This is a genomic window from Streptomyces sp. NPDC041796 (assembly GCF_055590785.1).
Window position 1 is genome coordinate 364,391 of the sequence record NZ_JBVJAH010000002.1, and the last position, 13,161, is coordinate 377,551.

12 protein-coding genes and 1 pseudogene are annotated in these 13,161 nt (G+C 74.4%); 3 read left to right on the forward strand and 10 right to left on the reverse strand.

Features of this window, described 5'->3' with window-relative positions:
• Positions 1 to 9 precede the first annotated feature (9 nt).
• Genes ACZ6C1_RS05040 through ACZ6C1_RS05050 form a run of 3 tightly spaced genes read right to left on the reverse strand, consistent with a single transcriptional unit; the run spans position 10 to position 1,160 of the window.
• Positions 10 to 255: a DUF6480 family protein gene (locus tag ACZ6C1_RS05040; protein WP_469237770.1), complete on the reverse strand. Its 246-nt coding sequence runs from the start codon at positions 253 to 255 to the stop codon at positions 10 to 12.
• Between the two features lie 28 nt (positions 256 to 283).
• Entirely contained in the window at positions 284 to 517 is a 234-nt protein-coding gene (locus ACZ6C1_RS05045) for a CDGSH iron-sulfur domain-containing protein (RefSeq protein ID WP_469237772.1), read from the reverse strand.
• On the reverse strand, positions 501 to 1,160 hold the full coding sequence (locus ACZ6C1_RS05050; RefSeq protein WP_469237774.1) for a HemK2/MTQ2 family protein methyltransferase: 660 nt from the start codon (positions 1,158 to 1,160) through the stop codon (positions 501 to 503). Before ACZ6C1_RS05050 ends, ACZ6C1_RS05045 begins: the two co-directional genes overlap by 17 nt.
• Before the next feature lie 63 nt (positions 1,161 to 1,223).
• Between ACZ6C1_RS05050 and ACZ6C1_RS05055 the strand changes: the two genes are divergently transcribed.
• Positions 1,224 to 2,765: an FAD-dependent oxidoreductase gene (locus tag ACZ6C1_RS05055; RefSeq protein ID WP_469237776.1), complete on the forward strand. Its 1,542-nt coding sequence runs from the start codon at positions 1,224 to 1,226 to the stop codon at positions 2,763 to 2,765.
• Positions 2,762 to 3,787: an iron-containing redox enzyme family protein gene (locus ACZ6C1_RS05060; RefSeq protein WP_469237778.1), complete on the forward strand. Its 1,026-nt coding sequence runs from the start codon at positions 2,762 to 2,764 to the stop codon at positions 3,785 to 3,787. Before ACZ6C1_RS05055 ends, ACZ6C1_RS05060 begins: the two co-directional genes overlap by 4 nt.
• A 237-nt stretch (positions 3,788 to 4,024) precedes the next feature.
• Here ACZ6C1_RS05060 and ACZ6C1_RS05065 read toward each other — a convergent pair whose 3' ends face one another.
• Entirely contained in the window at positions 4,025 to 4,225 is a 201-nt protein-coding gene (locus ACZ6C1_RS05065; protein WP_469237780.1) for a hypothetical protein, read from the reverse strand.
• 145 nt (positions 4,226 to 4,370) lie between these two features.
• Between ACZ6C1_RS05065 and ACZ6C1_RS05070 the strand changes: the two genes are divergently transcribed.
• On the forward strand, positions 4,371 to 5,225 hold the full coding sequence (locus ACZ6C1_RS05070; RefSeq protein ID WP_469238172.1) for a siderophore-interacting protein: 855 nt from the start codon (positions 4,371 to 4,373) through the stop codon (positions 5,223 to 5,225).
• 1,720 nt (positions 5,226 to 6,945) lie between these two features.
• Here the strand turns inward: ACZ6C1_RS05070 and ACZ6C1_RS05075 are convergent.
• The 6 genes and pseudogenes from ACZ6C1_RS05075 to ACZ6C1_RS05100 form a co-directional block, all read right to left on the reverse strand.
• Positions 6,946 to 8,976, reverse strand: a pseudogene (locus ACZ6C1_RS05075) (BTAD domain-containing putative transcriptional regulator); the annotation flags it as partial.
• Positions 8,931 to 9,842 carry an arginase family protein gene (locus ACZ6C1_RS05080; protein WP_469237782.1) on the reverse strand — a complete coding sequence of 304 codons (912 nt, stop codon included), beginning with the start codon at positions 9,840 to 9,842 and terminating at the stop codon, positions 8,931 to 8,933. The gene ACZ6C1_RS05080 and the pseudogene ACZ6C1_RS05075, both read right to left, overlap by 46 nt.
• 200 nt (positions 9,843 to 10,042) lie before the next feature.
• Positions 10,043 to 10,690: a hypothetical protein gene (locus tag ACZ6C1_RS05085; protein ID WP_469237784.1), complete on the reverse strand. Its 648-nt coding sequence runs from the start codon at positions 10,688 to 10,690 to the stop codon at positions 10,043 to 10,045.
• The gene (locus ACZ6C1_RS05090) at positions 10,678 to 11,250 is read right to left on the reverse strand and encodes a SigE family RNA polymerase sigma factor (protein WP_469238174.1); all 573 of its coding nucleotides are present in this window, start codon (positions 11,248 to 11,250) and stop codon (positions 10,678 to 10,680) included. Before ACZ6C1_RS05090 ends, ACZ6C1_RS05085 begins: the two co-directional genes overlap by 13 nt.
• A 154-nt stretch (positions 11,251 to 11,404) precedes the next feature.
• Positions 11,405 to 12,268, reverse strand: a complete 864-nt coding sequence (locus tag ACZ6C1_RS05095) for an SMP-30/gluconolactonase/LRE family protein (RefSeq protein ID WP_469237786.1) — start codon at positions 12,266 to 12,268, stop codon at positions 11,405 to 11,407.
• Positions 12,265 to 13,038, reverse strand: a complete 774-nt coding sequence (locus ACZ6C1_RS05100) for an IclR family transcriptional regulator (protein ID WP_469238176.1) — start codon at positions 13,036 to 13,038, stop codon at positions 12,265 to 12,267. The genes ACZ6C1_RS05095 and ACZ6C1_RS05100 overlap by 4 nt, the downstream gene beginning before the upstream one ends.
• Positions 13,039 to 13,161: the final 123 nt, after the last annotated feature.

Below are 13,161 nucleotides of genomic sequence, written 5' to 3' on the forward strand. Positions count from 1 at the left end.
GAGCTCCCTTCAGAGTGCGATCATGATTGCCATCGCGACGAACAGCGCCGCCACGAGAACGACGACCAGCAGGATCAGCACCATCGGCGCCTTGGCCCAGCCGGTCGGCGGGTTGTGCGTCTCCCTCGGCCCGGCCCCGGACATGCTCGATTCCGCGGGCGGCGTTTCGCCCGGCGGGACGCCGCCACCGGCGTCGAGACCCGGGGTGCGGTCCGGATCAGGGTCCGGGTCGGGGTTGGGGTTGGGGTGGGTCATGTCGTACGAGTGCGCAGCCGGGCGTCTTTCAATCCTCCCGGCGGTTCCGGCGCCGGTGGCTGGTGTCGCACCAGGGGTAGCGGCGGCTGCGGCGGCAGGTGCACACCGCGACCATGAAGCGGTCGGAGTACGCCGTCGTACCGTCCGGCAACCGGATCTCGACGGGTCCCTCCATCAGGAGCGGCCCCTCCGGGTCGATCACCACCCGTTCCGCGTCGCCTGACGCGGGCAGTTCGCGGGCGGGTTCAGGCTCGCTGCGCACGTATCACCACCAGGTCTTCCTTGCGCTCGTCCGGTCCGATCAGCCCACGCTCTTCGAGCCACTGGGCGTGCCGGGCCATCACCGGTCCGAAAGGGATGGTGGTGCGCAGCTCGACGTGTGCCGAAAGACCACCCTCCTGCAGCTTGTCCAGCGTGGTGTCCACCCCGGACAGCGCCGACTGCACCAGCAGCAGGACCCCCGAGTCCCGCAACAGGCCGGGTGCCCTTCCGCAGAGCCGGTCGATGACCTGACGTCCGTCCGTGCCGGCGTTCCAGGTCCGGTCCTCCCCGCGGCGGACGGGGGCCGGGGACAGGACGTAGGGCGGGTTGGACAGGATCAGGTCGAACCGTTGGCCCTCGACCGGTGTGGTCAGGTCGCCGTGGCGGACGACCACGGGAAGCCCGAGTCGCCATGCGTTGTAGCGCGCGGCGAGTACGGCACGCCAGGAGATGTCCACGGCGGTCACGCGTGCGCCCGGGCATTCGGCGGCCATCAGGGCCAGCGCGCCGGTTCCCGTGCCCACGTCGAGCACCTCGACGCCGGGCCGGCCGCGCAGTGCGCGCAGTTCGCTGCGCGCCGCCTGGGCGAGCAGTTCCGTGTCCTCCTGGGGCGCGTACACACCGCGCGGTCTGAGTAGACGCATGCACAGCGGGTACCTCGGACTTTCCCGGCGAAACGCTGGTGACGGCTGTGTAAGGAGTGAGCGATGACCTTTGAGTCCGGTTCCGGTTCTCTGTGGATGGAGTACGCGCCCGGGCCGGCCCGTCCGGCCGTGGACGGTCCCGTCGAGACGGAGGTGGCCGTGGTGGGCGGGGGCATCGCCGGGCTCTGTACGGCGTGGGAGGTGGCCCGTGCCGGGCATCCGGTGGTGCTCCTGGAGGCCGACCGCATCGCGTCGGGCGTCACCGGCCACACCACCGCGAAGCTGTCGGCGCTGCACGGCATGGTGTACGCGGACATCGCCAGGATCCACGGTGCCAGGGCCGCCCGGCTGTACGCCCATTCGCAGCAGATCGCGATCGACCATGTGGCCGAGGTGAGCGAGGAGCTGGGCATCGACTGCGACCTGGAGCGGCTGCCCGCCTACACGTACACCGAGGATCCGGACAAGGCGGACCAGCTGCGCGAGGAGGCGGAGGCGGCACGGGCGGCGGGGCTGGCCGCGTCCTACGAGACCGACGTACCGCTGCCGTTCCCGGTGGTGGGCGCGGTGAAGGTCGAGAACCAGGCGCAGTTCCACCCCCGCAAGTACCTGCTGGGCCTCGCGGCCGACCTGGAGGTGCTGGGCGGGCGGATCTTCGAGCGGACGCGGGTGACGCGGCTCCAGGAGGGTTCACCGTGCGAACTGACGACGAGCACCGGGCACACCATCAAGGCGCGTGAGGTCGTCGTCGCCACCCACTACCCGGTCTTCGACCGGGCGCTGCTGTTCACCCGGCTGGAGCCGAAACGGGAACTGGTGGTGGCCGGGCCCCTCCCCGCCGGGCAGGACCCCGGCGGGATGTTCCTGACGTGGGAGAACAACACACGGTCGGTCAGGACGGCGCCGTACGGCGAGGACGGGCGGCGGATGCTGATCGTCACGGGCGAGAAGTTCATGCCCGGCACGGTCGACGAGGGCGAGGTCGGGGAGCACTACGGGAAACTCGCCTCCTGGGCGCGGGAGCGGTTCGCCGGTGTGGAGCTCACCCATCGCTGGGCGACGCAGGACAACGTGACGACGGACCGGGTGCCGTACGTGGGCCGGCTGCACGCCGGGTCGCGGCACGTGTACGTGGCGACCGGGTTCGCCGGGTGGGGCATGAGCAACGGCGTGATGGCGGGCGACCTGATCGCCTCGCGCATCCGCGGCCGCGAGCCCGCCTGGACGAGCCTGTACGACCCGGTCCGGCTCCACCCGGTACGGGAGGCACCGGCGATGCTGCGGCTCCAGGCGCAGGTGGGCAAGCACTTCATCGGCGACCGGCTGCCGGGCGCGCACGCCGACTCGACGGCCGACATCCCCCGGGGCGGCGGCGCCGTGGTACGGGTCGGGGGACGGCGTCTGGCGGTCCACCGGGACACGGCGGGCGCGCTGCACGCGGTGTCGGCCCGCTGCACGCACCTGGGGTGCATCGTCCACTTCAACGACGAGGAGTGCGCCTGGGAGTGCCCGTGCCACGGTTCGCGGTTCGACGTGGACGGCAAGGTGGTGCAGGGGCCGGCGGTGCGGCCCCTGGAGCAGATGGACGTGGAGGAGAACGAATGACGGTGGCCGTTTCCCCGCACCCGGCTCCCCTGCCGGAGGAACGGGGGCCGCTGTCGGCGGCCGTCCTGCGCGTCCTGCGCGGCGGGACGGCGCCGGAGGTGACCGTGGCGGGTGCGGATCCGCTGGGCGAGGACCTCCAGCTCGCGCTGTACCTGTCGTACGAGCCCCACTACCGGCCCTTGGAGGGCGTGGCCGACGAGCGGGAGTGGGACCCCGCACTGCTCGGGCTGCGCAGGCCCATGGAGGAGGCGTTCCTGGGCGCCCTGCGCGAGGCGGTGTCCGGCGACGACGACGTGGCCGGGGCGCTGGACCCGCTGCTGGTCGAGCCGGTCGACGGGCGCGGGGTGTCGCACCGGCTGATGGAGGACGGCACCTGGGAGCTGATGCGGGAGTACCTGGTGCACCGCTCGTTGTACCAGCTCAAGGAGTCCGATCCGCAGGCGTGGCTGATCCCGCGCCTGGAGGGGCAGGCGAAGGCGTCACTGGTGGCGGTCGCCTACGACGAGTTCGGCGCGGGGCGCGGCGAGCGGGTCCACGCGCGACTGTTCGCCGAGCTCATGGACGGGGCGGGGCTGGACCCCTCGTACGGCCGCTACCTAAATCTCGCCCCGGCGGCGACGCTCGCCACGGTGAACGTGATGTCGCTGTTCGGGCTGCACCGGTCCTTGCGGGGCGCGGCGGCGGGGAACTTCGCGGTCCTGGAGATCACGTCCCCGCCGGGCGCCCGGCGGATGGCGAAGGCGCTGGAACGGCTGGGGGCCGAGGAGCGGTGCGTCCGGTTCTTCACGGAGCACATCGAGGCGGACGCGGTCCATGAACAGGTGATGCGCCGGGACGTCCTGGGCGACCTGCTGGCCCGCGAGCCCGGTCTGGCCGCCGACGTGGCCTTCGGTGTCCGCGCGACGGTCTGGCTGGACGAGCGCTGGGAGGACGGCGTCCTCACCGCCTGGGACCAGGGCCGCTCCTCGCTGCGCGGCGCGCCGGCGCCGGTACGGTCACCGGCCGCGACTCCGACGGCGTAACGGCCGGGCGGCGGCGTCTCCCACCCCTGCGGGGTCACGCCCGGACGGCGTGGGCGCGACCGCCCGGTTCGGCGGATGGGGGGCGTCCGCCGTGACCGGAAGGCCGGCGCGACGGGCGGGGCGCCGGCGACGGACCGGGCGTCGTGGGCGGCTCGGCAGCGGTGTCGGTGTCGGTGTCGGCGGCAGGCCTTCGGGCCACGCGACGGAGGTGGTCGCGTGGCCCGTGAGGTAGCCGGGTCAGGGGAGAAGTTCGTCGAGGGCGGCCTTGCCCTTCTCCGCCATCCGGCGCTCCGCCCAGGCCAGATTCTTGGGGTTGACGTCACGTCCTGAAGCGAGGACCAGGTCTTCCGCGTTGAATTCGCCTTCGGCGCCGCTGTGCAGAAGCCTGTCGGGCGTGACGCCCTCTCGCTGGGAGGTCGAATCGGGCTCAGCGTTCATGCCGCCTCCTTGCTCGTCCTGCAGTCATTGTCGTCGCCGGGTACCCGGATCGCATCCCCTACACCAATCGAGTGGGGCCGCGGTGCAGGTGCGGTGTCGGTGGGATGTCGGCGGCGGCCGCGACCGTGGGCGGTGAACCTTTCGTATGAGGGAGAACCGCATGACGCTTCCGGTCCGCCACGTCCACGTCACCGCCGTCCGGCAGGTCACGCCCCGTATGGTGCGGGTCACATTCGGTGGGGAGGCCCTCGACGGGTTCGCCCTTGCCGGTCCCGATCAGCAGGTCAAGCTGTTCTTCCCGAAACCCGGCCGGGTCGAGCCGGTGCTGCCCGAGCCGGACGGTGAGGACGTGATGCGCTGGTACGCGGCGTACGGGGCCCTCCCGGAGGACGTACGGCCGTGGATGCGCAGCTACACGATCCGGTCGCACGACCCGCACCGGGGGACGATCGACATCGACTTCGTCCTGCACGACGGGCGGGGCGGTGGCGAGGGCCCCGCCACGCGGTGGGCGCGCGCCGCACGGCCGGGGACCAGGCTGGGCATGTTCGGGCCGTCGGCCGCGTTCGCCCGGCCGGTCGTGCTCGGCCGGGCCGACTGGACCCTGCTGGCCGGGGACCATTCGGCGCTGCCCGCGCTCGCCACTCTGGTCGAAGCGCTGCCGGCCGGCCACCACGCGGTGGCCTACGTCCAGGTGCCGCACGCGGCGGAGGAGCAGCCGCTGACCGGGGCCGGGGACCTGACGGTGCACTGGCTCCACGGTGAGGGGCTGCTCCTCGACGCGGTGCGGGCGGCCCGCCTGCCGTCCGGCACGGGGTACGCGTGGCTGGCCGGTGAGGCGGACGCGGTGCGTGCCTTGCGCAGGCACCTGGTCGACGAGCGGGGCCTGGACAGGCGGTCGGTCGACTTCGCCGGGTACTGGCGCCGCCGCCTGAGCCAGGACGACGCGCCGACGGACGCCGACCTCGCCGAGGCGCGGGAACGGCCGACGGGGCTCTGACGGCGGCCGTCGGCGTACGAGACGCGGGAACGGCCGACGGGGCTCTGAGGTCGGCCGTCGACGTACGAGGCGCGGAAACGGCTGGGCGGGCTCTGACGGCGGGCCGACCCCGGCGAGGCGCGGAAACGGCCGGCGGGGCTCTGGCGTCGGCCGTCAGCGTACGAGGGCGGCGGCGTCCCTCATCGTGAGGCGGCCGCCCTCGGAGTGGGCCCGGGCGTACGCCTCGGCGTCCAGGACCACACGCAGTTCCGCCTCGGCGCGCCGCCGGATCTCCTGGGCAGCGTCGGCGGAGAACTGGCGGAAGCCGGTGACGCCGGGGCCGTCGAGGTGCCGGTCGTACGCAGAGGAGCCGTGCGCCGTCCCACGGGTCGCCCTGTCCGGCCATGGCCCAGGCGGCCGTCGGGAACTGGCCGATGATCAGGCGGGGCGCCACCAGATACGCCAGCGTCTCCATCCGGCGTACGGCCGCCGCGAGGCGCTCCCGGGCGCGGGCGAGGTCGCCGTCGAGGCAGTCGAGCCATCCCTGGAGGCCCAGGAGCATCCCCGTGAACAGGTCCGCGGTGCCGGGCGGCAACCCGGTCCGGATGGTGTCCAGTTGTTCCCGGGCGAGGTCGACGCGACCGGTTCGGCCGTAGTGCTGGGCGAGGAGCAGGCGGGCGGTGCTGACCGCCTCGACCGTCTGCTCCCCCGCGTCCTCGGCCGCCTCCCGCAGCATCCGCTCGGCGTGCTCGCGGTCCTCAGGTCCGGCATCGTCCTGGAGCCGGACGTGGGCCAGCTTGGCACGGAACGCCGGCGCCCCGGCCCGCGCGCCGGTCCGCTCGGCCGCCTCCGCGGCCCGCTCGAAGTCCCGGGCGGCCCGGGCGTACCGGCCCTCGCGTTCGTGATGCTCGCCGCGGGCGCCGTACGCCTCGGCGATGCCCCACGGGTCGCCGGCCGCCCGGAAGCGGGCCAGGGCCTCGTCGGCGTCGTCGCCACCGCCCGGTACCACCCTGGCGCGCAGGAGCAGCGCGAAGCCGAGTTCCCAGTCGTCGCCGTACGCCCGGCAGCACTCCACCTGGGCGTCCATCGCCCCGGCCAGGTCGGTGAAGTCGCCCAGCAACAGCCGGACGAAGAACCACATCGTCCCGGGCTGGCGGCTGTTCTGCGGCATGCCGGGCCGGTACGCCTCGGCCACCGCCTCCAGGTAGGCACGGTTCCCGGGCTTCTCCATGGTGGCGGCGCCCTGGCTGCCGTCGGCGGCCAGCACCATCAGACGCACCCCGCGCCGGGCCTCCCACAGGTGCTCCTCCGCCCACGGCGGTGGCGTGTCGGTGCACCGCCCCGGCAGGGACACGGCGCGCCGCACCGCGCCTCCCGTGGACGGCAGGAACGGGTCGGGGCCCAGCGCGGCGACGGCCGACGACCAGGTGCGGGCGTCGCCCAGGTGGCCGCGGAGCTGCCAGAACCAGCTCAGAGACAGGGCCAGGCACAGTCCTTCCTGCTCCTCGCCCAGCTCGACGGCGGTGCCGAGGGCGGTGCGGATGTTGCCGTGCTCGGTGTCGAGCGTGTCCAGCCACGCGGTCTGGCGCGGGCCCCGCAGTTCGTCGGCGGCGGTGCGGACGAGTTCACGGACGGCGGTCAGGTGGCGGCGTGCGGTGCTCTCCCGCTCCCCCGCCTCGGTGAGCCGCTCGGCGGCGTAGTCGGCGACGGTCTCCAGGAGCCGGTAGCGCATCGCGTCCCCGGCCGGCGAGGGGGTGGCGACGACGAGGGACTTGTCGACGAGGGAGGTGAGGCGGTCGAGCGTGTCCGGCTCGGCGCAGACCTCCTCGGCCTGGGCGAGGGAGCAGCCCCCGGAGAAGACCGACAGTCGCCGCAGGACCGCCCGCTCGGTGCTGTCGAGCAGGTCCCAGGACCAGTCGACGACCGCGCGGAGGGTCTGCTGCCGGGGCAGGGCGGTGCGGCTGCCGCGGTCGAGGAGTCGGAAACGGTCGTCGAGCCGGTCGGCGATCTGGCGTGGTGTCAGGGCGCGCAGCCGGGCGGCGGCGAGTTCGACGGCGAGCGGCAGGCCGTCGAGGCGGCCGCAGATCTCGGCGCACGCCTCCGGGGCGTCGTCGGTGCGGAAGCCGGGGCGGGCGGCGGCTCCCCTGTCGGCGAGCAGCCGGAGGGCCTCGTCCTCGGGCAGTGGTTCGACGGGGCGTACGGCTTCGCCCGGGACGCCGAGCGGTTCGCGGGCGGTGGCCAGAACGGTCACGCCGGGGCAGCGGGTGAGCAGTGCGTCGGCGACGGCGGCCGCCGCGTCGATGAGGTGCTCGCAGTTGTCGAGGACGATGAGGAGACGACGCCTGGCGCAGTGCTCCAGGAGCCGGGCGAGCGGGTCCAGGGGCGGGTTCCCGGCGCCCCAGTTCAGCGGGTCGCGGGCGCCGAGGGCGTTCAGGACGGCCTCGGGTACGCCGGCCTCGTCGCGTACGGGGGCGAGTTCGGCGACCCAGGTGCCGTCGGGCCAGGCGTCCCCCACCACGTCGGCCGCCTCCAGGGCCAGGCGGGTCTTGCCGACGCCTCCGGGCCCGAGGAGGGTGACCAGCCGTCGCCGGCGCAGCTCCTCGGCGAGCCCGGCCAGTTCGGCGTCCCGGCCGACGAAGGTGGTGAGCCGTGCCCGGGTGTTGCCGGACGGGGGGCGGGCGGGCGTGGGCGCCGTGTCCGCCGCCAGCAGTTCGGCGTGCAGGGCCTTGAGCTGGGGGCCGGGGTCCGTGCCGAGCCGGGTGGCCAGGCGGCTGCGGACCGCCTCGTACGCCGCCAGCGCCTCGGCGGGGCGGCCGGCGGACCGCAGCGCCCGGATGTGCAGCGCGGCCAGCGGTTCGTCGAGCGGTTGCTCGGCGGCCAGTTCGGCGAGACCTGTCAGGGCCGCGTCCGCGCGGCCGAGCGCGATCTCGGCGGCGAGCCGGTCGCGGCGCGCTTCGGTGTGGCGCCGCTCGGCCCGTACGGCGAGGGGGTCGCCGTCCCGGTCGGGCAGGTCGGCCAGGGCGGGGCCGCGCCACAGGCCCAGCGCGTCGTCGAGCAGCCGGGCGGCGGCCGCCGGGTCCCCGGCGTGGAGGGCGGCGGTGCCGTCGGCGGCGAGCCGCTCGAACCGGAACAGGTCGATGTCCTCGGGGTGGGCGTGCAGCCGGTACCCGCCCGGTACGGACACGACGGCGTCCCGGCCCAGTGTCCGGCGCAGCCGCCCGACGAGGGCCTGCAACGCGGCCGGCTCGTCCGCCGGCGGGTTACCGGTCCACACCTGGCCGGCCAACTGCCCGGCCGGGACGGCCCGCCCGCCGGCCGCGACGAGCGCGGTGAGCAGCGCGCGCAGCCGCGTCCCGGCGACCGGGACCTCCGCCCCGCCGGGACGCAGCGCCCAGGTGGGGCCCAGCACGCCGTACGCGCACGTCGTCGCGCCCTCGGACGCCGGACCCGCCGCCCCCGGGCCTCCCGTCCCCGAGCCCTGCGACGCCGAACCCGCCGTCCCCGAGCTCTCCGTCCCCGGGCCCTCCGCCGTCGAGCCCACCGTCACCCGGCCCGCTGCCACCGAGCCCTCCGTCACCGGGCCCTCTGCTGTCGAGCCCACCGTCCCCGGGCTCTCTGCCACCGAGCCCTCCGTCACCGGACCCTCTGCCGTCGAACCGTCTGTCACCGGACCCCCTGTCACCGGCTCATTGTGACGCTCCCGGGCGGGTCCGCGTCGTCGTGCGGTCAGCCAGTCCCGTCGGTGCGCGCCGCCAGGCCTCGGGTGAGGCACTCGGTCAGGCGGGCCGCGATGCGGCCGTCGGGGTCGAGGCGGGGGTTGAAGATCGTGACGTCGAGCCCCCGGGCCCGTTCGTCGGCCAGCGCCGTCCGGAGTACGGTTTCGAGTTCCCGCCACGTCAGACCGCCCGGCAGCCGGTAGTCGACGGCCGGCATGACCGAGTCGTCCAGGACGTCGACGTCGAGGTGGACCCAGTAGCCGTCGCTGCCGCTTTTGGTGAGCCGGTCGACCGCACCGCGTGCCGCGGCGGCGGCGCCCATCGCGCGTACGCCGTCGAGGGCGAGGGCGTACAGCCCCGGCGGGAGGGGCTGCATCCCCGCCGCGGCCGACTCTTCCGCGTCACGGAAGCCGAGGGCGACGACGTCCTCGTCACGCACCAGCGGCCCCCGGCCTTCCAGATCGGTGAGCGGCCGTGGCCCCCGGCCTGTGGCCAGGGCCAGTTCCATCGAGGCGGCCTCGCCCGCCGGTTCGGCCGACGGCTGGTAGAAGTCGGTGTGGCCGTCCAGGAACAGCAGCCCGGGGCGGCCACGGCGGCGCAGGGCGAGGAGGTTGCCGAGCAGGATGCTGCAGTCGCCGCCGAGGACGACGGGGAAGCGGCCGGAGTCGAGGACGTCGCCCACCGCGTCGGCCAGGTCGGCGGAGTACCGCGCGATGCCGTCCGGGTTGAGGATCCCGGTGTCGTCGTCGCGCCGCGGGTCGTAAGGGGGCGGGTCGACGCGGCCCGCCCGTACGGCCCGGAGACGGTCGGCGAGCCCGGCGCCGAGGAGGGCGGCCGGCAGGTCCTGGACGCCGGTGGGGCGCAGGCCCAGCACGGACGGCGCCTCGATGATGGCGGGCTGTCGCACGTCCACGTCCGTCATGGAACGGACATTACCGCCGAAAGTCCCTGCCGACACGGGGCGGCGCCGGCCGGCAGGGGCCTGTGGCCTCAGACGGCACGGCATCACTGGTGGGTGATGTCCGACGCCGTGCAGCGGCTGTGGGGGGTGAGACGTTCCCGCGTGCTGGTCGTCGCCATCGCCGGAAGGGCCGCCGCACGCGCGGGACTTCTCGGCGGTCTCTACGGGACGAAGTCGCCGCTGAGGGACGCCGGTTCGCCATGGGCTTCGGTGGCGGTGACGGTGTAGTGGTCGCCGGAGGCGTCGCGACCGCCCTCCGCGTGGTCGTACTGGCCCGCGAAAACGTGCCGGCCGGCCGGGGCGGTGCGGCCGGGCTTGAGGGTCCAGGTGTAGTGGAGGGCCCCGTTCTCGTCCTTGCGTACGGAGGCGGTGAAGTCCTCGGCGGGCAGCGTGCGCCAGTGGCCGGTGTTCGCGATGCCGCCGGTGGGCGCGACGCGCAGGTCGACGGTGAGGGCGGCGAGGGGCCGGGGTGCCGTGACGGTGATGTTGTTCTGGGCCCAGAAGCGGTTGCTGTGCGGGTCCACGGCACCGTCCGCGCGGAGGGCGGCGGCGGGCGGGGCGGCGACGTTCCGGTCCGGTCCGCCGGTACTGGTCACGGCGGCAACCGTGTATGCCCCGGCCGCGATCACCGCGGCGACGGCGGCGGTGGCGCTCGCGACCCGGAGCCAGGAGGTGCGTGGCGCCGGGCGGTGCGGGCGGCGGTCCTGTGCGGGGGACGCCATGCCGCGCTCGACGCGGGCGAGGATGCGGGCGCGGTCGGGCCGGTGGGCCTCGGCGGCCTCCCGCAGCCGCTGCTTCAGCTCGTCCATGTCTCCCCCACGAGGTGCGTCGCCGCCCGGTTGCCGAGCGCGCGTTCGAGCTGGGCCATGGCCTTGGACGTCTGGCTCTTCACCGTACCGACCGATATTCCCAGGGTGAGGGCGGTCTCCCGTTCGGAGAGGTCGAAGGCGTGGCGCAGGACGACGCAGGCGCGTTTGCGGAACGGCAGGGCGCGCAGCGCGCCTTGGACGTCGACGACGGACGGGATGTCCGGGGCGTCGGTGTGCCCCGAGTACTGCGACCAGAACAGGGCGATGCGGCGGCGTTCGCGTACGGCGCTGCGCATACGGCTGCGCGCGAGGTTGGCCACGACGCCGCGGGCGTAGGCGGCGGGGTGTTCGGCGCCGCGCACGCGGTCCCAGCGGTGCCAGAGGGCGAGCAGGGCGTCGGCGGCGAGGTCGTCGGCGTCGTCGGCCTCGCCGGTCAGCAGGTGGGCGAGGCGGGCCAGTTCGGCGTAGTAACGTTCGAAGAAGTCGTGGAACTCCGTGGCGGCGTCGTCGTCGGTGGATGTGGATGTCGTGCGCCGTTCCGGGGCGGTGGGAGGCGGCAGGGGTTCTGGTGCTCGTCGGGGATGGGGGGTCAGGGGGGTCACCGGCGGCCTCTCCCGCGCGTCGCCGCGCACTGCGTAGGTGATGGTGATGGCTCGCACGGCCCCCGCCGCCGATGCGAGGGCACGGTCATGGCAAGCGTGTGCCGGGGGGGTGTCAGCCTCCGAAGGGGATGCCCGCCAGCCCCTGTCCCGCGTTCGGCAGGACCAGCAGCGAGCCGGAGAGCGGGTGGGGGCGGATGAGACCGGTGCGGGCGGTGGTGATGTAGAGGTCCCGCAGTCCGGGGCCTCCGAAGGCGCAGGCGGTGGGGCGGCGCACGGGCAGTTCGACGACCTTGTCCAGGGTGCCGCCCGGGGTGTAGCGGCGGATCGCGGCCCCGTCCCAGAGGGCCACCCAGACACAGCCGTCGGCGTCGACGGTGAGTCCGTCGGGGAATCCGGCGCCGGGTTCGATCGTCACCAACGGGTGGCGGTCGACAATGCCTCCGCCACCGTCGGAGACCCGGCAGACGTCGACGCGCCGCGTGGGGCTGTCGACGTAGTACATCAGGGTGCCGTCCGGGCTCCAGCCGATGCCGTTGCTGACTGTGACGCCCGGGAGCACGGTGGTGGCGGTTCCGTCGGGGGCGATACGGGCGAGGGTGCCGCCACCGGCCACCTCGTCGTAGCACATCGTGCCCGCCCACAGGGCTCCGTCCGGGGCGACCGCCGCGTCGTTGCCGCGCCGTCCGGGGGCGCGGCCGTGGACCAGCCACCGGAAGGCCGCGCCGCCCTCGTCGTACAGCCCGATACCGTCCCGCAGGTTGACCACCAGTCCCCCGCCGGCCCGCGGCTCGGCCGCCCCGACGTGCTGCTCGGTGGCCATGACGGTACGGCGGCCGCTCGCCGGGTCGTAGGTGTGGACGCGGCAGCCCAGGATGTCGACCCAGATGAGGCGCCGGGCCGCCGGGTCCCAGGTCGGCCCCTCGCCCAGCTCGGCGTGCTCCCTCACGGCGACACGGAGGGCGTGACGTGCCGTCATCGCGCCGCTCCGCGGTGGCCGAGGCTCACGGAGAGGTCGTCGGCACCCTTGGCGGCGAGGTCGGCGAGGTCGGCCTCGCGCTCCTCGGTCCAGCGGATCATGGGGACGGAGATGGACAGGGCGGCGACGACGCGGCCGGCGCCGTCACGCACGGGGGCCGCGACACAGCTGACGTCCGGGTTGGACTCGCGGTGCTCGGTGGCGATGCCCCGCTCGCGGATGGCGGTGAGTTCGGCCCGCAGCGCGTCGGGGTCGGTCACACTGTTCGGGGTCATCGCGGCCAAGTCGCGCCCCTCGATCCGGGCGTCCAGCTCGTGCTGCGGCAGGGAGGCGAGGAGCATCTTGCCGACGGAGGTGCAGTGCGCGGGGAGCCGGCGGCCGGCCGCCGAGACCATGCGGACCGCGTGGGTGGAGTCGACCTTGGCGATGTAGATGACGTCGGTGTCCTCCAGGATGGCGACATGGACGGTCTCGTCGCAGGTCTCGGCGACCTCCCGGGCGACTCGCTGCCCCTCGGCGGCCAGGTCGAGCTGTTCGGCGTACCGGCTGCCGAGCTGGTAGGTGCGTACACCCAGGCGGTAGCGGCCGGGCTGCTCGAGGACGGGCACCAGGTACGAGCGGGCGGCCAGGGTGGTGAGCAGCTCGTGCACGGTGGTGCGGGGCAGTTGGAGCTTGCGGGTGACCTCCGGTGCCGAGAGGGTGCCGTCGCCCTCCAGAAACAGTTCCAGGATGTCGAGCGCCCTGGTCACAGCGGGAACGAGCCGTCCCATACCGTCCACCCACCCCATCGTTCGAAACTCCGGTCATTGACCGGTATGACGAACACAGGCTAGCCGCAGGCCACTTCACCGGGCAATGCCCCGCCGATGACCCGGCGACGGCCCCAGGCGGGA